This is a genomic window from Acidovorax radicis, from assembly GCF_020510705.1.
Classification (GTDB): Bacteria; Pseudomonadota; Gammaproteobacteria; order Burkholderiales; family Burkholderiaceae_C; genus Acidovorax; species Acidovorax radicis_A.
In genome coordinates this window covers 570489-588831 of sequence record NZ_CP075184.1, presented here as the reverse complement: position 1 = coordinate 588831, position 18343 = coordinate 570489, and the positions used below count along the sequence as shown (strand labels likewise).

The following is an 18343-nucleotide window of genomic DNA, read 5'->3' as shown; positions in this document are numbered from 1 at the left end:
CCGCGCGCCAAGGGCGCACCAGGCCTCACGGGATGGCCCCATTGACAGCATTTCGTTTAGGTCTAAACTATTTTCACATGAACATCTTATGTATTGGTGGCGGTCCCGCCGGCCTGTATTTCGCGCTGCTCATGAAGCAGCAAAGCCCTGCCCATCGGGTCACGGTAGTCGAACGCAACCGGCCATTCGACACCTTCGGCTGGGGTGTGGTGTTGTCGGACCAGACGCTGGCCAACCTGCAGGCCGCCGATGCGCCCACGGCCGCACTGATCGGCGATGCGTTCAACCACTGGGACGACATCGAGGTGTTCTTCAAGGGCCGCAGCGTGCGATCCACCGGCCACGGCTTTTGTGGCATTGGCCGCAAGCGGCTGCTCAACATCCTGCAGGACCGCTGCCTCGCGGTGGGCGTGGAGCTGGTGTTCGAAACCGATGTGGCCGACGACCAGGCGCTGGCCGCGCAGTACGACGCCGACCTGGTGATCGCAAGCGACGGCCTCAACAGCCGCGTCCGCACGCGCTACGCCGCCACCTACCAGCCCGACATCGACCTGCGCGAATGCCGTTTTGTTTGGCTGGGCACGCACAAAAAACTCGATGCTTTTACGTTTGCTTTCGAGAAAACGGAGTACGGCTGGTTCCAGGCCCATGCCTACCAGTTCGATGCCAACACCTCCACCTTCATCATCGAGACGCCCGAGGCGGTGTGGAAGGCGCACGGCCTGGACCAGATGGAGCAGCCCGAGGCCATTGCGTTCTGCGAAAAGCTGTTTGCCAAATATCTCGATGGCAACGCGCTGATCAGCAACGCCACGCACCTGCGCGGCTCGGCCAACTGGATCCGTTTTCCGCGCGTGATCTGCAACACCTGGGTACACCGCGAAGCCATCAACGGCAAGCAGGTGCCCATCGTGCTGATGGGCGATGCGGCGCACACGGCGCATTTCTCGATTGGCAGCGGCACCAAGCTCGCGCTGGAAGACGCCATCGACCTGGCCAACGAGTTCGCCACCGGCTTGCCGATTGACGACGTACTGCAGCACTACGAGGCGCGCCGCAGCGTCGAGGTGCTCAAGATCCAGAATGCCGCGCGCAACAGCACCGAGTGGTTCGAGAACGTGAGTCGCTACGCGGGCATGCCCATCGAGCAGTTCACCTACTCGCTGCTCACGCGCAGCCAGCGCATCAGCCACGAGAACCTGCGGCTGCGCGATGCCGCGTGGCTGGAGGGCTATGAAGCATGGCTCGCGGGTGGCAAGGCAGCGGTGCCGCCGATGCTCACGCCCTTCACGCTGCGCAGTGTGACGCTCAAGAACCGCATCGTCGTCTCGCCCATGGCCACCTACAGCGCGGTCGAAGGCGTGCCGCAGGACTTCCACCTGGTGCACCTGGGCGCCCGGGCGCTCGGCGGCACAGCGCTGGTGATGGTGGAGATGACCAGCCCCACGCCCGAGGGCCGCATCACCCCCGCGTGTACCGGGCTGTGGAACGACGCACAGCAAACCGCCTTCGCACGCATCGTGAACTTTTTGCACGGCAGCAGCACGGCCAAGATCGGCCTGCAGCTGGGCCACAGCGGCCCCAAGGGCTCCACGCGCGTGGGCTGGGAGGGCACGGACGAGCCGCTCGCCACCGGCAACTGGCCCCTGCTGGCCGCCAGCCCCATTGCCTATGGCCCGCAGAACCAGACGCCCGCCGCCATGACCCGCGCCGACATGGACCGCGTGACCGCCGCATTTGTGGACAGCGCCCGCCGCGCCGCCGCCTGCGGCTTTGACTGGCTGGAGCTGCACTGCGCGCACGGCTATCTGCTGGCCAGCTTCATCAGCCCCATCACCAACCAGCGCACCGATGAATACGGTGGCAGCCTGGAGAACCGCTGCCGCTACCCGCTCGAAGTCTTTGCCGCGCTGCGCGCCGTGTGGCCCGCCGACAAGCCGCTGGGCGTGCGCATCTCGGCCCATGACTGGGCACCCGGCGGCACCACGCCCGATGACGCGGTGGCCATTGCACAGCGGTTCAAGGCGGCAGGCGCCGACCTGATCGACGTCTCGTCCGGCCAGACCACGCGCGACTCGCGCCCCGTGTATGGCCGCATGTACCAAACGCCGTTTGCCGACCGCATCCGCAACGAGGTGGGCATTGCCACCATGGCAGTGGGCGCAATCACCGATGCCGACCACGCCAACAGCATCATCGCCGCCGGCCGCGCCGACCTGTGCGCCATTGCGCGCCCCCACCTGGCCGACCCGGCCTGGACGCTGCACGCCGCCGCGCAACTGAGCCCCGTGGCCGCAGCGCACACCGACTGGCCCGTGCAGTACACCAGCGGCCGCGACCAGATGCTGCGCGAAATATCCAAGCAAAAACAGCTCGAAGCGCTCGCCAATCAAGCGCAAGCAGCTACCAAAAACAGAGCATCCGAAGAGGAAGGCTAGCCATGGACCTAGAAGCCCGCCTGCACGGCGCCGCACCCAGCGAACACCCCGAAGCCCTGCGCCTGTGGCTGCGCCTGCTCACCTGCACGCAGCTCATCGAAAAGCAGGTGCGCAGCCACCTGCGTGCGCAGTTCGACACCACCTTGCCGCGTTTTGACCTGATGGCGCAGCTGGAGCGCGCGCCCGACGGCATGAAGATGAAAGAGCTCTCGCGCCGCATGATGGTGACGAGCGGCAACATCACCGGCATCACCGACCAGCTGGTGGCCGAAGGGCTGGTGGAGCGCATGGACGTGGTAGGCGACCGACGCGCGTACCTGGTGCGCCTCACGCCGCAAGGCCGCGCGCAGTTCAACACCATGGCACGCCAGCACGAGCAATGGATCGTCGATGCCTTCGCCACGCTGGGCGAGCGCGACATCGCCACCTTGTACCGATTGCTGGGCAAGGTCAAGGAACACACACAGGAGACAGCCGAATGAAGCACTACATCGGGGCGAGCAACCCCATGCGCGAGCAGTTCAACCCGCAGGCCAGCTATGTAGCCGAGCACTTTGCCTTGAGCTTTGCCGATGGTGTGGGCACCGTCACGCTCAACCGGCCGGACCGCAAGAACCCGCTCACCTTCCAGAGCTATGCCGAGCTGCGCGACTTCTTCTACGCGCTGCGCTTTGCCACCGACGTGAAAGCCATCGTGGTCACCGGTGCGGGCGGCAACTTCTGCTCGGGCGGCGACGTGCACGAGATCATCGGCCCGCTGACCACCATGACCATGCCCGAGCTGCTGGAGTTCACGCGCATGACCGGCGACCTGGTGAAAGCCATGCGCGCCTGCCCGCAGCCCGTGCTGGGCGCCATTGACGGCATCTGCGCCGGTGCGGGCGCCATGATGGCGCTGGCCTGCGACATGCGCTACGGCACCGAGGCCACCAAGACCGCGTTCTTGTTCACCCGCGTGGGCCTGGCGGGCGCCGACATGGGCGCCTGCGCACTGCTGCCGCGCATGATCGGCCAGGGCCGCGCCAGCGAGCTGCTGTTCACCGGCCGCGCGATGACGGCGCATGAGGGCCTGGCCTGGGGCTTCTTCAACGACCTGTATGAAAGCGCCGACTTGCTGGCCAACGTGCAGGCCACCGCGCGCGCGCTGGCCGATGGCCCCACCTTCGCCCACGGCATGACCAAGACCATGCTGAGCCAGGAGTGGAGCATGACCATCGAGCAGGCCATCGAGGCCGAGGCGCAGGCCCAGGCGATCTGCATGCAGACCGAAGACTTCCGCCGCGCGTACGAGGCGTTTGCCGCCAAGCAAAAGCCGGTGTTCCAGGGAGATTGAACCCATGCACGTCGCAACGCCCCCCGCCCCCTCCCCGCCCTCCACGGCGCACCTGGCCCTGCCCTTTTTTGACGACGCCCACCGCACGCTGGCCGCAGGCCTGGTGCCCTGGGCGGCCGCGCAAGCGGTCGATGAAACCGACGACCGCGCCGCCTGCCGCGACTGGGTGCAACGCCTGGGCGCGGGCGGCTGGCTGCGCTACTGCGTGCCTGCCGCACATGGCGGCGCGCTGCCCGCGCTGGACTCGCGCGCGCTGGTGCTGCTGCGCGAGACGCTGGCCTACCACTCGCCGCTGGCGGACTTTGCGTTTGCGATGCAGGGGCTGGGCAGTGGCGCGATCACGCTGGCGGGCAGCCCCGCGCAGCAGGCACACTACCTGCAGGGCGTGGCGCGCGGCGAGCTGATCGCGGCGTTTGCACTCAGCGAGCCAGAGGCAGGATCAGATGTTGGCGCTATGAAAACAATAGCTACCAGCGCATATCCCACTGGCGCTACAGGCACTTTTTGCTTGAACGGCACCAAGACCTGGATCAGCAATGGCGGCATTGCGGACTTCTACTGCGTGTTCGCCAAGACCGACCCGAGCGGCGGCACGCGCGGCATCAGTGCCTTCATCGTCGATGCCAACACACCCGGCCTGGACGCCTCGCGCCATATCCATGTGATGGCGCCCCACCCGCTGGCCACGCTGCAGTTCACCAACTGCACCGTGCCCGCCACCGCGCTGTTGGGCGAGGAGAACGGCGGCTTCAAGCTCGCCATGCGCACGCTGGACATCTTCCGCGCATCGGTGGCCGCTGCGGCTCTGGGCATGGCGCGCCGTGCGCTGGCCGAGGCCGTGCACCACGCGCGCCAGCGCCGCATGTTCGGCCAGACGCTGGCCGACTTTCAGCTCACGCAGGCCAAGATCGGCGAGATGGCTGCGCTGGTGGACAGCGCCGCGCTGCTCACCTACCGCGCGGCCTGGCTGCGCGACACCGGCCAGGCGCGGGTCACGGCAGAAGCAGCGATGGCCAAGATGACGGCCACCGAAAACGCCCAGCGCGTGATCGACATGGCGCTGCAACTGCACGGCGGGCGCGGCGTGGAGGTGGGCAGCAAGGTCGAGTCGCTGTACCGCGACATCCGCTCGCTGCGCATCTACGAAGGCGCTACCGAGGTGCAACAACTCATCATCGGCAAGGCCGTTCTGCAGGAGTGATCTGACTATGCGTTTTCCGTCCGCCCAACCCGACCACTTTGTGCACGACCGGCTGCCGCCCACCTCTGCCCTGCCGACCCTGCGCTACGACCTGCCCGAGCTGCAGATCGCCAACCAGGCCAACCTGGTGCACGCCCTGTTCGACCAGGCCGAACGCGCAGGTCACATCGACCGCCCTTTTCTGCGCGGCCCCCACCGCACCTACACCTACCGCGACGCCCGCACCGAGGCCGCGCGCATTGCCGAGGTGCTGACACAAGACCACGGCCTGGTGCCCGGCAACCGCGTGCTGCTGCGCGGCGGCAACACGGTGGAGATGGCGCTGGCCTGGCTGGGCACCGTGTACGCAGGGTTGGTGGCCGTGGCCACCATGCCGCTGCTGCGCGCGGGGGAGCTGGGCAGCATCATCGACCGCGCCCAGCCCACGCTGGCGCTGTGTGATGGCCGCCTGCTGGCCGAGCTGCAGACTGCCCAAGCACAACACCCGGTGCTGGCCACCATCGTTCCCTTCCACACCGCCCCCAATGCGGCCGACCTGCTGCAGCGCTCGCAGGGCAAACCAGGCACCACGCCGCCCTGCCCTACGTCGGCAGACGACATTGCGCTGATGGCCTTTACCTCAGGCACCACCGGCGTGCCCAAGGCGCCGGTGCACACCCACCGCGATGTGCTGGCCGCCTGCGAAGCCTGGCCGCGCCACGTGCTGCGCGCCACGCCCGACGACATCGTGGCAGGCTCGCCGCCGTTGGCTTTCACGTTCGGGCTGGGCGGGTTGCTGCTGTTCCCGATGTGGGCAGGGGCCAGCGTGTACTTCCCCGACCAGCCGTACACGCCCGAAACCATGGTGCGCCTGATGCGCGAGGCGGGCGTCACCATCTGCTACACCGCGCCCACCTTCTACCGGCAGATGGCGCCGTTTGCACAGCAGCTCGGGTTGCCGCGCCTGCGCATCTGCGTGAGCGCTGGCGAGGCCCTGCCCGACGCCACGCGCCGCCTGTGGCATGGCGCCACGGGCATCGACATGACCGATGGCATTGGCGCCACCGAGATGTTCCACATTTTTATTTCGTCGGCCGGTGGCTCGTCGCGGCCAGGGGCGATAGGCAAAGTGGTGCCGGGCTACACCGCCCGTGTGGTGGACGATGACGACAACGAAGTGCCACGGGGCACGGTGGGAAAACTCGCCGTGATCGGCCCCACGGGCTGCCGGTATCTGGACGACTCGCGCCAAAGCCAGTATGTGCGGCACGGCTGGAACCACCCCGGCGACGCGTTTACGCAGGATGCCGACGGCTACTTCTTTTACCAGGCGCGCGATGACGACATGATCATCACGGCGGGTTACAACGTGGGCGGCCCCGAAGTCGAAGACGCCTTGCTGCGCCACCCCGCCGTGGCCGAGTGTGGCGTGATCGGCGTGCCGGACGAAGAGCGCGGCATGGTCGTAAAGGCCATCTGCGTGTTGAAGCCCGGCCACACGGGCGACGCCGCCATGGTCAAGGCCTTGCAGGACCACGTCAAAGCCACCATTGCCCCGTTCAAATACCCCCGCGTCATTGAGTTCGCCAGCACGCTGCCGCGCACCGAAACCGGCAAACTCCAACGCTTCAAGCTGCGCCAGGCAGCCCAACAGGCGCCCCGCACCGACACCTAAGAAACCATGAACACATTTTTGCAACCCGCAGGCTGGGTGCCTCCCAAGGGATATGCCAACGGCGTGGCCGCACGCGGCACGATGATCTTCACCGGCGGCCAGATCGGCTGGAACGCGCAGCAGCAATTTGAAAGCGATGACTTCATCGACCAGACGCGGCAGACCCTGCTCAACGTGCGCGCCGTGCTGGAAGCCGGTGGCTCCGGGCCAGAACACCTGGTGCGGCTGACCTGGTACGTGGTGGACCGCAAGGAATACAACGCGCGCCTTCGCGAGCTGGGGGCCGTCTACCGCGAGGTGCTGGGCAAGAACTTTCCGGCCATGGCCTGCGTGCAGGTGGCTGGGCTCATGGAAGAACGCGCGAAGATCGAAATCGAGGCCACGGCCGTGGTGCCAGACAGCGTCGACTGACGCTCGGCGTTCAGCAACGCTTCCCAAAGGGGATGCCGCCTGTGCAAACGCCCACCTGCGTCATGCACTGTGTCGGGGGTGGCCCACCCGCTGACCACCCCACCACCGCTGCAGCGCGGGGCCATACAGAATGAACGCCAGCGCAGCGCCGATCAGCGGCAGCGCGGCATACACCCAGCCCGTGAGCAACTCGCCGCCCAGCACCACACCCACCAGCAACGCCACAGCCGGGTTAACGAATGAATAGCTCCCCGCCAGCGCAGCCGAGGTGTTCTGCAGCAGCCACAGGTACGCGTTGAGCGCCACCAGCGTGCCAAACACCAGCAGGTACACCCACGCCGCCCACGACTTCGCACTGACGTGACCCAAGGACGAGAGCGGCTCGAACCACAGCGCCACCACCAACCCCATCGCGCCACCCGCAAACCACTGCGCGGCCGAGGCCATGGCGGGCGCGGGCAACGACAGCTTGCGCGACGCATACGAGCCAATGCTCCAGCACAGCGGTGCGCCAAAGGCCAGCAGCGCACCGAGCCAGGTGGCAGAGAAATCGCCCTCCAGCGCCAGCAGCAGCGCGCCCACCACACCCAGCGCCAGGCCGATCCAACTGGTCAACGGCACATGCTCGCCGCCCCCGCGCGACCACAGCGCCAGCCACATCGGCATGGTGGTCACCACCGTGGCCATCAGGCCCGAGCCGATGCCCAGCTTTTGGGCAAAACCAATGAAGTTCATCGCCAGAAACACCATGAGCCCGCCCACCAGGGCGCAGTTGCGCCACTGTTCGCGCGTGGGCAGTGCATGCCCCTGCCAGATGGCAATCGCCAGCATCACGCCACCCGCGCACAGAAAACGAATGGCATTCATGAGCAGCGGCGGCATGGTCTGCAGCGCAATGCCGATGGCGAAATACGTGGTGCCCCACACCACATAGACCAACAGCAGCGCTACCGCCACCGCCCAGTTGCGCTGGGATTGCACTTGCGCATTGAAAATTGCCGGCATATTCTTCACCTTACCGAATAATGTATGGAAATCGCGAGGTTTTCGTAATTTTTATCAAAAACAGGCGCTTATGCAAGCAAATATTCAGACAGATGAGATGGACGCCAGAATTATTTCTGCACTGGGGGCAGACGGCCGACGTTCATACTCCGATGTGGGCGCAGAAGTGGGTCTGTCCACCGCCGCCGTCCATGAGCGGGTGAAGAAGCTGCTGGACAAGGGCGTGATCCGCCGTTTCTCGATCAGCGTGGACCCTGCGCGGGTAGGCCTGAATTTCACCGCGTTTGTGGCCATCCGCAACGACGGTGGCATCCACTGCCGCGACGTGGCGCCCCGCCTGCGCGCCATGCCCCAGGTGGAGGAGCTGCACAGTGTGGCGGGTGAATACGACTTTTTGGCCAAGGTGCGCACCACCCATGCGCGCGCACTCGAGGACGTGATCTACGAGATCAAGGCCATTGCCGGCGTGGCCCGCACCACCAGCACCGTGGTGCTCAACACCGAATTTGAAGACAGGCCGCTGGACCTAGTTTGGATGGCCCGCGCAAAAGGCGACTAAGCGCCTGTTCAAGAAGCGGCTGAGCGGTGGCCCCTCGCCCCCGCATCAACCAGCAGCCACGCCCGCCATCAACGCCAGGTAATGCGGCAAGCCCTGCGTGGCACGGCCCGGCACCTTGGCCAGGTCGTCATAGCGGCGAAGGCGAATGGCCTCTTGCGCAAAAGGCTGTTGCGCAAACTGCGCACACTCCACCAGCTCATACGGGCCGCCCTGCAGCGCCAGGCTGTGCTGCGACGCAGGCGACAGCGACGCCCAATAGCCCCCCTCCATGGCGCACAGATAGCGCTTGGCATCCACGTGCATGCGGATGGGCTCCAGCACCGCATCGGGCAGCACACCCCGCAGGAACGGCAGGGCCACGTATTGGTGCAAGTCGTCGTGGCGGGGGGCACGGGCCTCGTGCACGGAGGCTGACGGTGCCAGCAGGTGGCCCAGGTCGTGCAACAAGGCCGCCACCACGGTGGCGGGCGTTTCTCCCGCGTCCTCGGCCAGGTGCGCACACTGCAGCGCATGGTCGAGCTGGCTCACGGCTTCACGGCCGTATTGTTTTTGGCCCTGCTCGGTGAGCAGCAGGGCGATGTCTGAGAGCGTCAGCGACATGGTTATCCCCTTAGAACGTGAACACGTTCTCAGACCATGGTTTTGCGGATGCGCGCCGACACCACATCAATGGCACTCACCGTGACCACGATGATCAGCATCACCGCACAGGTTTCGGCGTACTGAAAACCGCGAATGATCTCCCACAGCACCACGCCAATGCCCCCCGCGCCCACCATGCCCACCACCGAGGCCGAGCGCACATTGGCCTCGAAACGGTAGAGCGTGTACGAAATCCACAGCGGCATCACCTGCGGGATCACGCCATAGATGATTTCATGCAGCGCGCTCGCGCCGGTGGAGCGGATGCCTTCCACGGGCTGTGGGTCGATGGCCTCCACGGCCTCGGAGAACAGCTTGGCCAGCGTGCCCGAGGTGTGGATCCACAGCGCCAGCACGCCGGCAAATGGCCCCAGGCCCACGGCCACCACGAACAGCATGGCAAACACCATTTCATTGATGGCGCGGAACGCATCCAGCACGCGGCGCACCGGCTGGTACACCCACCAGGGCACGATGTTGGACGAGGCCAGCAGCGCCAGCGGCACAGCGGTGACTACGGCCAGGGCCGTGCCCCACAGCGCAATCTGCAGCGTGACCAGCATCTCCTGCACATAGATCTGCCACTGCGAAAAATTGGGCGGAAAGAACTCCGCCGCGTAGCTGACCATGTTGCCCGAGTCGTTCCACAGGGCTAGAGGGCGCATGTCGGCGCCCTTCCAGGACGCCGCCAGCAGCACCAGCAGGATGCCCCACGACAGATACCAGGCCAGGCTGCGCTTGGGCGCCGTGGTGCTGGCCAGCGTGGCCAGCGAGGGATTCAGAGCAGAAGACATGGGGGTACCTGGGCCGCGAACACAAACCAACGGATTACTTCAACGACGCCAGCTGCTGGTCGATCTCGGCCAAGCGGGTCTTCTTGTCGGCGTCGGCCAGCGTGCCATCGGCCTCGATCTTGTTGCGCTTGCCAAACAGATCGAGCTGGCGGATGGGCGTGAGCTGGGCGTTGGTCGATGGCTTGAAGCCAGACAGCTTGGAGATCTTCATCACGATCTCTTTCTCGCGCGGATCGGTCTTGGCGTAGTTGTAGAAGAAGTTCTTGATCTTGGCCTTCAGAGGCTCAGGCAGGTCCTTGCGTATCACCAGGGGGTCCAGCGGGATCAATGGCGAGGTCCAGACGATCTTGATGTCCTTGAACTTCTCGGGCTGGCGCTCCTTGAGCTTCTCGAGGTTTTCGCTGTTGTTGGTGGCTACATCGACCTGCTTGTTGGCCACGGCCAGGGCATTGGTCTCGTGGTTGGCGCTGCGCGTGACCTTGAAATGTGTCTTCGCGTCGACCTTGTTCTGCGCAAAGGCGTAGTAGCCGGGCACCAGGAAGCCCGAGGTGGAGTTGGGATCGCCATTGCCAAAGCTCAGCGACTTGCCGTTCTTGAGCACGTCATCCAGCGTGGCCAGGGGGCTGTCCTTGTGCACGATGAGGTGCGAGTAGTAGCCCTGCGTGCCATCGGCATTGACCATCTGCGCAAATACCTCGCCATTGGCGCGGTCCACGGCTTCCATGGCCGACTTGTTACCCAGCCACGCCGCCTGCATCTTGTTAAAGCGCATGGCTTCAATGAGGCCTGCGTAGTCGGACGCGAAGAAGGCGTTGATCTTCAGGCCGGTCTGCTTGGCCATGTCGTCCAGCAGGGGTTGCCAGTCAGCCTTGAGGTTTTGCGAGGCCTCGGTCGAGATCATGCCGAAGTTGATGTCCTGGGCCAACGCGCCCGCGGTCAATCCCAGCCCGAGGGTCAGGGCGGCGCACAGTTTCTTGATCATGGTGAAAGCTCCAGAGAAGGGGGTTAAAGGAATCGAAATACCGTTCAGACGGCCTGGACCATGGCCGGTGACCACTGCGGTGCGGGCATCGGCGCCGAGACAGGCGTGGTGGAAACACCCGCCGCATCCGCCAGGATCTCGTCAGCCTGCACGCCATAAAGGCCCCGCAGCAGGGCGGGTGTGAGAGCTGCCGACGGGCCGTCGTACACCACCTGCCCGTGGTGCAAGGCCACCACACGGGGCAGTATTTGATGGCCACATCCACCTGGTGCAGCGACACGATGACGGTGCAGCGGTCCTCGCGGTTGATGCGCGCCAGGATGTCCATGACCTTGCGCGAAGATTCCGGGTCGAGCGACGCAATGGGCTCGTCGGCCAGCACCACCTTGGCGCCCTGCACCAGCGTGCGGGCAATGGCCGCGCGCTGCTGTTGCCCGCCCGACAAGGTGGACGCACGCTGTGCATGGCACTCGGCAATGCCCACGCGGCTGAGCGCCTCCAGCGCCAGCGCACGCTCCTGCGGCTTGAACACGCGCAGCCAGCCACGCCACCGGGGCGTGCGGTGCAGCAGGCCCACCAGCACGTTCATCAACACGGGCAAACGGTCCACCAGGTTGAACTGCTGGAACACAAAGCCCACCTGCGAACGCACCTTGCGGATGTCGCTGTGGATGCGCCCGCCCTGCTGCACGCAACGGCCATCCACCTCGATCAGTGAATCGCTGGCCGCATCGGCCAGCACCAGGCCCGCCACATGGCGCAGCAGGGTGGACTTGCCCGAGCCCGAGGCGCCGATCAGTGCCACCATCTCACCGCGTTGCACGGTGAGGTTGATGTCGCGCAGGGCGTGCTTGCCGTTAGCAAAGTGCTTATTCAGTTGTCGGATGTGAAGTGCGGCTGGCATGGCTGCCTCCTGGGGTTAAGTCGTCTAGACAACCAAAGTCTGGTTGCAACGCATGACAGTGCTTTGACAGTTGGGAGAAGTTTGGATGTCAGCGTCCTAGAGCACGCGCTGCCCTTCGCGCCACACACCGCGCACCACGGCCTGCCGTCCGCCACCGGGCAGCTCGGCCATGTGCACCTGCACCAGATCAGCGCGCAGGCCGGGCGCCAACGCGCCCCGGTCCGCCATACCCGCCGCCTGGGCCGGGTTGCGGGTGACGGTGGCCACGGCCTGCGGCAAGGGCAGGATGCCGTCGTCCACCAAACGCATCACGGCGCTCAGCAAGCTGCCGGGCACGTAGTCGGATGACAGGATGTCCAGAAGGCCTGCACGGGCCAGGTCGGCCGCAGCCACGTTGCCCGAGTGCGACCCACCCCGCACTACGTTGGGCCCGCCCATCACGGTGAGCAGGCCGCGCTCATGCGCCGCCTGGGCCGCGGCCAGCGTGGTGGGGAACTCCGACATCGCGGCCCCTTCGGCATGGGCCTGCTCCACATGGGCCACCGTGGTGTCATCGTGGCTGGCCAGCGAGATGCCATGCGTGCGGCAGTAGTCCACGAAATACGCACGGTGCGGCTCGGCGTACTGCGCCTGCAGCGTGGCGGCGTGCGCCACCTGGCGCTCAAACTTTTCGGCGCTCCAGCCCTTCTTGCCGGTGTAGTAGGTGCGCGCCTGCTCGATGTTCTCCCACTGGCGCTGGCCCGGGGTGTGGTCCATCAGCGAAATCAGCGACAGGCGCGGGTGGCCGTGAAAAGGCTCGAACAGGTCGATGGTGTTGGGCGCTGGCAGCTCGCAGCGCACATGCAGGTGGTGGTCCGCACGCAGCAGGTTGCGCTCGGTGCAGGTGGCGATGGTGTCGAGCACGCGGTTCCAGGCGCTGCCGCGCAGGCTGTCCACATCGGCCTCGCCCACGCCCAGCGCATCCAGCACCGTGGTGATGCCTGCGGCCGCAATCTCGGCATCGTGCGCCAACAGCGCGGGCATCTCGGCCCATTGCACCTTGGGGCGTGGCATCAGGTGGCGCTCGAAATTGTCGGTGTGGATTTCCACCAGGCCGGGCAACAGGTAGTCACCGCCCAGGTCGATGCCTTGCAGGGCTGCGGTTGCACCGCTGTCTACCGCTTGAATACGCCCTCGGTCCACTTGCAGGCTGCCCTGCACCACCTCGCCCGGCAGCACCATGCGGGCGTTCTTGAACACGGTTGCCGTCATGCCGACGCTCCCCGAAAGTCACCCACGTTCACGCGGCGCGTGGCCACGGCCGCGCCCACGTGCGCATCGTGGAAGATGCCGACCAGTGCTGCTCCGCGCGCCACCGCCTCGCTGATCATCGCGATCACCGTTTCGGTGTTGGCCGCGTCGAGCGATGCGGTGGGCTCGTCCAGCAGCAGCAGCGGCTTGGGCTTGATCATGTTGCGGGCGATGTTGATGCGTTGCTGTTCCCCCCCCGAAAAAGTGGCGGGCGGGAGGTGCCACAGCCGCTCGGGAATGCGCAGCCGTGTCAGCCACTGGCGGGCGGTGTCGCGCGCCGCCTCGACGGCCGCCAGGTCGTCGCCCGCGTCCTCCGCCAGCGGTTCGGCCACCACATCCAGCGCCGACACGCGCGGGATGACGCGCAGAAACTGGCTCACATAGCCCACGGTATCGCGCCGCAACTGCACCAGCGCTCTCGGCGTGGCCTGGGTCACGTCCACCAGGGCGCCATCGACCGAGCGCACCGTGATGCTGCCCGCGTTGGCCCGGTAGTTGGCGTAGATCATCTTGAGCAGCGTGCTCTTGCCCATGCCCGAGGGGCCGTCGAGCACCACACATTCGCCGGGCTGCACCGTCAGGTTCACATGGCCCAGCACGGGCAGTTCGATGCCGTTCTGGTGGTGCAGGGTGAAGCGCTTGGCCACCCCTTGCATCTGAAGTATGGGTGCGTTGGAAGTGTGGTTCATGGCTGCAGTACCGAAGAAACAAGGAGCTGGGTGTAGGGGTGTTGCGGGTCGTCGAGCACCTGGTCGGTCAAGCCCGTCTCCACCACACGGCCGCGCTGCATCACCACCATGCGGTGGGCCAGCAGGCGTGCCACGGCCAGGTCGTGCGTGACCACGATGGCAGCCAGCTGCATCTGTCGCGTGAGCTGGCGCAGCAGGTCCAAAAGCCGCGCCTGCACCGACACATCCAGGCCCGAGGTGGGTTCATCCATGAAGACCAGGCGCGGTTGCGTGACGAGGTTGCGCGCAATCTGCAGGCGCTGGCGCATGCCGCCCGAGAAGGTGCGTGGTGCATCGTCGATGCGCGCGGCGTCGATCTCCACGCGCTGCAGCCATTCCGTTGCCGTGGCACGCAGGCGGCCATAGTGGCGCTCGCCCAGGCCCATCAGGCGCTCGCCCACGTTGGCGCCGGCCGATACATCCATGCGCAGGCCATCGGCCGCGTTCTGGTGCACGAAGCCCCAGTCGGTACGGGCCAGCAGGCGCTGCTGGGCTTCGGTCATGACATACACGTCCTGCAGTTCGCCACTGCGCTGGCGGAACTGCACCGAGCCTTCGTCCGGTGCGCTGCGTGCGGCAATGGCGTTGAGCAGCGTGGACTTGCCAGAGCCGGACTCACCGACCACTGCGAGCACCTCGCCGGGCCACAGGTCAAAGGAAGCGCCCTGCAGCGCCACGCGGTCGCCATAGCGCTTGCTGACGTTGCGCACGCTCAGCAGCGGCGCGGCATTTTCGGGGTGGTTCATGTGAGGGTCTCGACGACAAAGCTCAGGCCGTGCTGCGCAAAGCCCAGGGATTCATAAAAGGCATGGGCGCCGGTGCGGCGGGCGTTGGACGAGAGCGCGAGCTTGTAGCAACCCGCCTCGCGCGCCTGCTGCATCGCGTGGGCCATCATCTGGCGGCCAATGCCACGGCCCTGCTGGTCCTTTGCCACCACCACGTCCTCGACGATGGCCGATGGCGCGCCCCGGTGCGCCAGGTTGTGCATGACGAGCAGCGCATAAGTGCCCACCACGGCGCCGTGCTGCGCGGGGTCACAAGCGACCCACAGGCGGTAGCTGGGGTAGTGGGCAAACTGGGCCCACACGGCCTGGGCTTCCTCCACGGTCAGCACGTCTGCGGCGCTGTCTTCAATGGCTGCGTATAGGGCCAGCACGTTCTCCAGGTCGGCACGCTGGGCTTCGCGAATGTGCACGGCGCTCATGCTGCGCCGCCTTCCACCACCGCAGAGTCGGCTTGCTGCGACTGGCGCTCCTGGCAGTAGTCCGAATCCGAGCACACATGCATGCGCCCGCCCTGATCGTCGATGATGACCTCGTCCAGAAAGCTGTCGGTGGCGCCACACAGCGCGCAGGCTGCGTCCCAGCGCTGCACTTCAAAGGGGTGGTCTTCGAAGCCCAAGCTCTCCACCGGCGTGTAGGGCGGCACGGCGTAAATGCGCTTTTCGCGGCCCGCGCCGAAGAGCTGCAGCGCGGGGTTCATGTGCATCTTGGGGTTGTCGAACTTGGGGATGGGCGATGGCGCCATCACATACCGGCCGTTGACCAGCACGGGGTAGTCGTACGTGGTGGCAATGTGGCCGTAGCGCGCGATGTCTTCGTAGAGCTTGACGTGCATGAGCCCGTACTCGGCCAAACCATGCAGCGTGCGCGTCTCGGTCTCGCGCGGCTCCAGGCGTTGCATGGGCTCGGGCACCGGCACCTGGTAGACGATGACCTGGCCTTCGGCCAGCGGCGTCTCGGGGATGCGGTGGCGTGTCTGGATCAGCGTGGCCTCGCGCGTGCGGGTGGTGGTTGCCACGGCGGTGGTGCGCTCGAAGAAACGGCGGATGTTGACGGCATTGACCGTGTCGTCAGAGCCCTGGTCGATGACCTTGAGGCAGTCCTGCGGGCCGATGATGGACGCCGTCACCTGGATGCCGCCCGTCCCCCAGCCATAGGGCAGCGGCATCTCGCGCGAGCCAAACGGCACCTGGTAGCCCGGAATCGCCACCGCCTTGAGGATGGCGCGGCGGATCATGCGCTTGGTGCGCTCGTCCAGGTAGGCAAAGTTGAAGTGGCCGTCCACCGGCGCGGCGTCGGCGGGCAGGTCCATCACGGCGGGTTCCATGGGTGCGTTCATGGGGCTTCTTCCATGTGGGGGGTTGCGGGGTTGGCGGCGGCGCGCATCTTGCGCACCAGCTCCAGCTCAGACTGGAAGTCCACGTAGTGCGGCAGCTTCAGGTGCTGCACGAAGCCAGAGGCTTCCAGGCTGTCGCTGTGGCCCAGCACAAATTCCTGCATCTGTGCGGGCGACTCGACCGGCTCACCCAACTCGTCGGCGCGCAGGGCCCGGTCCACCAGGCTCATGGCCATCGCCTTGCGCTCGCTGTGGCCAAACGCCAGGCCATAGCCGCGCGTGAACTGCGGGGGCTGGCTCTTGCTGCCCGCAAACTGGTTCACCATCTCGCACTCGGTGATCTCGATGTCGCCGATGTCGATGGCAAAGCCGAGTTCTTCGGGTTCGATCTCCACGGACACCGTGCCCAGGCGCACCTCGCCCACAAAGGGGTGCGAGTGCGAGTACCCGCGCTGCGTGGAATACGCCATGGCCAGCAAAAAGCCCTCGTCCCCCCGCGCCAGGTTTTGCAGGCGGGTGGCGCGGTTGGCCGGAAAGCGCAGCGGCTCCCGCGTGAGGTCCGTGGGCATGGGGTCACCCGGCGGCACGGGACGTGTCTCGATCAGGCCTTCCTGGTTGAGCAGGTCCACCACGCGCGGGGTGGCGCCGGGCGGCGTTGCTGCGGGTGCCGCCGCGTTCGCCGAAGCGTCCAGCTCCTTGCCCTCGGCCAGCAGCGTGAAGTCAAGCAGCCGCTGCGTGTAGTCGTAGGTCGGGCCCAGCACCTGCCCGCCGGGCAGGTCTTTGAAGGTGGCCGAGATGCGGCGGTCGAGGACCATGCGGGCGGTGTCGAGCGGGCAGGTGGTGCCCAGGCGCGGTAGCGTGGCGCGGTAGGCGCGCAGCAAAAAGATGGCTTCGACGAGGTCTCCCGCTGCCTGCTTGATGGCCAGCGCGGCCAGCTCGGGGTCGTACACCGATCCCTCGGTCATCACCCGGTCCACCGCCAGCTTAAGCTGCTGGCGGATCTGCGCCACCGACAGCTCAGGCTGCGCGGTATCGCCCCGGCGCTGGCGGGCCAGCAGTTGGTAGCTATTGAGGATGGCGGTTTCTCCGCCCTTGACGGCAACGTACATATCAGGCCTTCTCGGTGTGCAGCGCGTCTTCGCGGCCCGCAGTGATGCGAGTGGTGCGTGGCAGGCCGACGATGTGAGCGTGCGTCCCCAGCAGCACGTCCACACCACATGGAAACACCGCATGGTTGGCGGCCCATTGGGCGGCGAAGTCATTCGGTAAACCGTCGACCTGCAAAGCCGCTGCGCCCTGGATGCCAGGGCCTGCCAGGCGCCACGCACCGGTGGCACCCACCGTGGTGACCATGGCCTGCGCCACATCCACCACGCAGGTGGCCGACTGGTCGGGATAGGTGTCGCTACCCTGCGCCAGGCTGTGCAGCGCAGGCAGCGCATCGCCCTGGGCCACCCACACAAACCGGGCCTTCGCAGAATCGCTCACCAGCGTGCAGCCGGTGTGAAACCGCAGCCAAGCACCCGCTTCGCTGGCCGCCAGGCGGGGCGACAGCCACAGCGTGCAGTCGCTGTCGAGCAGCGCCAGCAGCACGGCGGCCGATGCGGCGTGGCCCACCGTCGGGGTTTGTGCGTCATGCTCGACCGCCACGCAGCGGCCAGGGTGCGACAGTGCCTGCAGCACGGCGCGGAACACGGCCTGGCTGCCAAAGGCGTCGTTCACGAATCCGGCACCCAGGGATGCCAAAGTGGGTGCGCTCATTCCGTCTCCTCCTCGTTGTCAGAGCCGCTCTCGCGCGCCACGGTGAAGAAGTCCACCTTCGTGTTGGCAGCACGCGCCTGCCGCTCGGCCTGGGTGCTGCGCAGGTGGCGGCGAATCGGCTCCAGCAGGTGCGCGTTCAGCAAAGGTTGCTGGACCGGGTCCTGCAGCAAGGCATCGGCCAGGGCGGCCAGCCGCACTTGGCGGTGCGAGCGGCCCAGCACATAGGCGACGCCCACAGTGGCTTCGGTTGCATCAGAATCGGCCGCCACGCGCAATGCGCAACGGGTCACGGTGACTTCGCCCAGGTTGAAGCGCTCACCCGTGCCGCCTGCACGGCCCTGCACCATCATCAACCCGGTCTCTGGGGCACGCAGCCATCGCGCAGGGCGCTGGGCCTGCTCGTGCAGGGCAGATTCCAGCAGCCCCAGCGGCGCCCGCGCCAGCAGCGCCATCCAGTGCGCACGGCCCAGGGGCCGGCCAGGGCCGGGGTTGTCAAAGGCTTGAAACATGAAAGTGGTACTCT

Annotated in this window: 19 protein-coding genes and 1 pseudogene; 7 read left to right on the top strand and 13 right to left on the bottom strand. The window is 66.3% G+C overall.

The features are described 5' to 3' along the window. Nucleotides 1-77 precede the first annotated feature (77 nt). The 6 genes from KI609_RS02685 to KI609_RS02660 are packed head-to-tail and all read left to right on the top strand — an operon-like array spanning nucleotide 78 to nucleotide 7037. Nucleotides 78-2438, top strand: a complete 2361-nt coding sequence (locus KI609_RS02685; protein ID WP_226446826.1) for a bifunctional salicylyl-CoA 5-hydroxylase/oxidoreductase — start codon at nucleotides 78-80, stop codon at nucleotides 2436-2438. 2 nt (nucleotides 2439-2440) lie between these two features. Then, nucleotides 2441-2920, top strand: coding sequence for a MarR family winged helix-turn-helix transcriptional regulator (locus KI609_RS02680; protein ID WP_226446824.1), 480 nt, complete (start codon nucleotides 2441-2443; stop codon nucleotides 2918-2920). Continuing rightward, complete coding sequence (locus KI609_RS02675; protein WP_226446822.1) at nucleotides 2917-3771, top strand: enoyl-CoA hydratase family protein; 855 nt, start codon at nucleotides 2917-2919, stop codon at nucleotides 3769-3771. The genes KI609_RS02680 and KI609_RS02675 overlap by 4 nt, the downstream gene beginning before the upstream one ends. 4 nt (nucleotides 3772-3775) lie before the next feature. Continuing rightward, a complete protein-coding gene (locus tag KI609_RS02670; protein ID WP_226446820.1) occupies nucleotides 3776-4972 on the top strand; it encodes an acyl-CoA dehydrogenase family protein in 1197 nt (398 codons plus the stop codon). A 7-nt stretch (nucleotides 4973-4979) separates the two neighbouring features. Further along, nucleotides 4980-6626 carry an AMP-binding protein gene (locus KI609_RS02665; protein WP_226446818.1) on the top strand — a complete coding sequence of 549 codons (1647 nt, stop codon included), beginning with the start codon at nucleotides 4980-4982 and terminating at the stop codon, nucleotides 6624-6626. A gap of 6 nt (nucleotides 6627-6632) precedes the next feature. Then, the gene (locus tag KI609_RS02660) at nucleotides 6633-7037 is read left to right on the top strand and encodes a RidA family protein (RefSeq protein WP_226446816.1); all 405 of its coding nucleotides are present in this window, start codon (nucleotides 6633-6635) and stop codon (nucleotides 7035-7037) included. Nucleotides 7038-7097: 60 nt separating this feature from the next. Here KI609_RS02660 and KI609_RS02655 read toward each other — a convergent pair whose 3' ends face one another. Further along, entirely contained in the window at nucleotides 7098-8042 is a 945-nt protein-coding gene (locus tag KI609_RS02655; protein ID WP_226446814.1) for an EamA family transporter, read from the bottom strand. Nucleotides 8043-8112: 70 nt separating this feature from the next. On the opposite strand from KI609_RS02655, the gene KI609_RS02650 reads away from it, so the two are divergent. After that, nucleotides 8113-8601: an Lrp/AsnC family transcriptional regulator gene (locus KI609_RS02650; protein ID WP_226446812.1), complete on the top strand. Its 489-nt coding sequence runs from the start codon at nucleotides 8113-8115 to the stop codon at nucleotides 8599-8601. A 45-nt stretch (nucleotides 8602-8646) separates the two neighbouring features. Here the strand turns inward: KI609_RS02650 and KI609_RS02645 are convergent, their stop codons facing one another. The 12 genes and pseudogenes from KI609_RS02645 to phnG all read right to left on the bottom strand — a co-directional run bounded on the left by KI609_RS02645 (nucleotide 8647) and on the right by phnG (nucleotide 18329). Next, the gene (locus KI609_RS02645; RefSeq protein WP_226446810.1) at nucleotides 8647-9201 is read right to left on the bottom strand and encodes a phosphonate degradation HD-domain oxygenase; all 555 of its coding nucleotides are present in this window, start codon (nucleotides 9199-9201) and stop codon (nucleotides 8647-8649) included. 29 nt (nucleotides 9202-9230) lie between these two features. After that, on the bottom strand, nucleotides 9231-10037 hold the full coding sequence (gene phnE / locus KI609_RS02640) for a phosphonate ABC transporter, permease protein PhnE (RefSeq protein WP_226446808.1): 807 nt from the start codon (nucleotides 10035-10037) through the stop codon (nucleotides 9231-9233). A 34-nt stretch (nucleotides 10038-10071) separates the two neighbouring features. Beyond that, nucleotides 10072-11019: a phosphonate ABC transporter substrate-binding protein gene (gene phnD / locus KI609_RS02635; RefSeq protein WP_226446806.1), complete on the bottom strand. Its 948-nt coding sequence runs from the start codon at nucleotides 11017-11019 to the stop codon at nucleotides 10072-10074. Nucleotides 11020-11063: 44 nt separating this feature from the next. Beyond that, nucleotides 11064-11923 (bottom strand): annotated as a pseudogene (gene phnC / locus KI609_RS02630) (phosphonate ABC transporter ATP-binding protein). 96 nt (nucleotides 11924-12019) lie between these two features. Further along, complete coding sequence (locus tag KI609_RS02625) at nucleotides 12020-13174, bottom strand: alpha-D-ribose 1-methylphosphonate 5-triphosphate diphosphatase (RefSeq protein ID WP_226446803.1); 1155 nt, start codon at nucleotides 13172-13174, stop codon at nucleotides 12020-12022. Further along, on the bottom strand, nucleotides 13171-13902 hold the full coding sequence (gene phnL / locus KI609_RS02620; protein WP_226446801.1) for a phosphonate C-P lyase system protein PhnL: 732 nt from the start codon (nucleotides 13900-13902) through the stop codon (nucleotides 13171-13173). Before phnL ends, KI609_RS02625 begins: the two co-directional genes overlap by 4 nt. Then, nucleotides 13899-14687 (bottom strand): phosphonate C-P lyase system protein PhnK, encoded by a 789-nt coding sequence (gene phnK, locus KI609_RS02615; RefSeq protein ID WP_226446799.1) that lies wholly within the window; start codon nucleotides 14685-14687, stop codon nucleotides 13899-13901. The genes phnL and phnK overlap by 4 nt, the downstream gene beginning before the upstream one ends. After that, entirely contained in the window at nucleotides 14684-15145 is a 462-nt protein-coding gene (locus tag KI609_RS02610; protein ID WP_226446797.1) for a GNAT family N-acetyltransferase, read from the bottom strand. The genes phnK and KI609_RS02610 overlap by 4 nt, the downstream gene beginning before the upstream one ends. Beyond that, nucleotides 15142-16062, bottom strand: coding sequence for an alpha-D-ribose 1-methylphosphonate 5-phosphate C-P-lyase PhnJ (locus KI609_RS02605; RefSeq protein WP_319003124.1), 921 nt, complete (start codon nucleotides 16060-16062; stop codon nucleotides 15142-15144). The genes KI609_RS02610 and KI609_RS02605 overlap by 4 nt, the downstream gene beginning before the upstream one ends. Then, the gene (locus KI609_RS02600; RefSeq protein WP_226446795.1) at nucleotides 16059-17168 is read right to left on the bottom strand and encodes a carbon-phosphorus lyase complex subunit PhnI; all 1110 of its coding nucleotides are present in this window, start codon (nucleotides 17166-17168) and stop codon (nucleotides 16059-16061) included. The genes KI609_RS02605 and KI609_RS02600 overlap by 4 nt, the downstream gene beginning before the upstream one ends. A 1-nt stretch (nucleotide 17169) precedes the next feature. Then, on the bottom strand, nucleotides 17170-17820 hold the full coding sequence (gene phnH, locus KI609_RS02595) for a phosphonate C-P lyase system protein PhnH (protein ID WP_226446793.1): 651 nt from the start codon (nucleotides 17818-17820) through the stop codon (nucleotides 17170-17172). Then, entirely contained in the window at nucleotides 17817-18329 is a 513-nt protein-coding gene (gene phnG / locus KI609_RS02590; protein ID WP_226446791.1) for a phosphonate C-P lyase system protein PhnG, read from the bottom strand. The genes phnH and phnG overlap by 4 nt, the downstream gene beginning before the upstream one ends. Nucleotides 18330-18343 lie beyond the last annotated feature (14 nt).

Bases quoted from the DNA above. Each gene is read 5' to 3' on its own strand.
- KI609_RS02680 (WP_226446824.1), top strand. From the start codon at position 2,441: ATGGACCTAGAAGCCCGCCTGCACGGCGCCGCACCCAGCGAACACCCC.
- phnG (WP_226446791.1), bottom strand. From the start codon at position 18,329: ATGTTTCAAGCCTTTGACAACCCCGGCCCTGGCCGGCCCCTGGGCCGT.
- KI609_RS02660 (WP_226446816.1), top strand. From the start codon at position 6,633: ATGAACACATTTTTGCAACCCGCAGGCTGGGTGCCTCCCAAGGGATAT.
- KI609_RS02600 (WP_226446795.1), bottom strand. From the start codon at position 17,168: ATGTACGTTGCCGTCAAGGGCGGAGAAACCGCCATCCTCAATAGCTAC.
- KI609_RS02665 (WP_226446818.1), top strand. From the start codon at position 4,980: ATGCGTTTTCCGTCCGCCCAACCCGACCACTTTGTGCACGACCGGCTG.
- phnH (WP_226446793.1), bottom strand. From the start codon at position 17,820: ATGAGCGCACCCACTTTGGCATCCCTGGGTGCCGGATTCGTGAACGAC.
- KI609_RS02650 (WP_226446812.1), top strand. From the start codon at position 8,113: ATGCAAGCAAATATTCAGACAGATGAGATGGACGCCAGAATTATTTCT.
- KI609_RS02605 (WP_319003124.1), bottom strand. From the start codon at position 16,062: ATGAACGCACCCATGGAACCCGCCGTGATGGACCTGCCCGCCGACGCC.
- KI609_RS02645 (WP_226446810.1), bottom strand. From the start codon at position 9,201: ATGTCGCTGACGCTCTCAGACATCGCCCTGCTGCTCACCGAGCAGGGC.
- KI609_RS02655 (WP_226446814.1), bottom strand. From the start codon at position 8,042: ATGCCGGCAATTTTCAATGCGCAAGTGCAATCCCAGCGCAACTGGGCG.
- KI609_RS02610 (WP_226446797.1), bottom strand. From the start codon at position 15,145: ATGAGCGCCGTGCACATTCGCGAAGCCCAGCGTGCCGACCTGGAGAAC.
- KI609_RS02675 (WP_226446822.1), top strand. From the start codon at position 2,917: ATGAAGCACTACATCGGGGCGAGCAACCCCATGCGCGAGCAGTTCAAC.
- KI609_RS02685 (WP_226446826.1), top strand. From the start codon at position 78: ATGAACATCTTATGTATTGGTGGCGGTCCCGCCGGCCTGTATTTCGCG.
- KI609_RS02625 (WP_226446803.1), bottom strand. From the start codon at position 13,174: ATGACGGCAACCGTGTTCAAGAACGCCCGCATGGTGCTGCCGGGCGAG.
- KI609_RS02670 (WP_226446820.1), top strand. From the start codon at position 3,776: ATGCACGTCGCAACGCCCCCCGCCCCCTCCCCGCCCTCCACGGCGCAC.
- phnE (WP_226446808.1), bottom strand. From the start codon at position 10,037: ATGTCTTCTGCTCTGAATCCCTCGCTGGCCACGCTGGCCAGCACCACG.
- phnL (WP_226446801.1), bottom strand. From the start codon at position 13,902: ATGAACCACACTTCCAACGCACCCATACTTCAGATGCAAGGGGTGGCC.
- phnD (WP_226446806.1), bottom strand. From the start codon at position 11,019: ATGATCAAGAAACTGTGCGCCGCCCTGACCCTCGGGCTGGGATTGACC.
- phnK (WP_226446799.1), bottom strand. From the start codon at position 14,687: ATGAACCACCCCGAAAATGCCGCGCCGCTGCTGAGCGTGCGCAACGTC.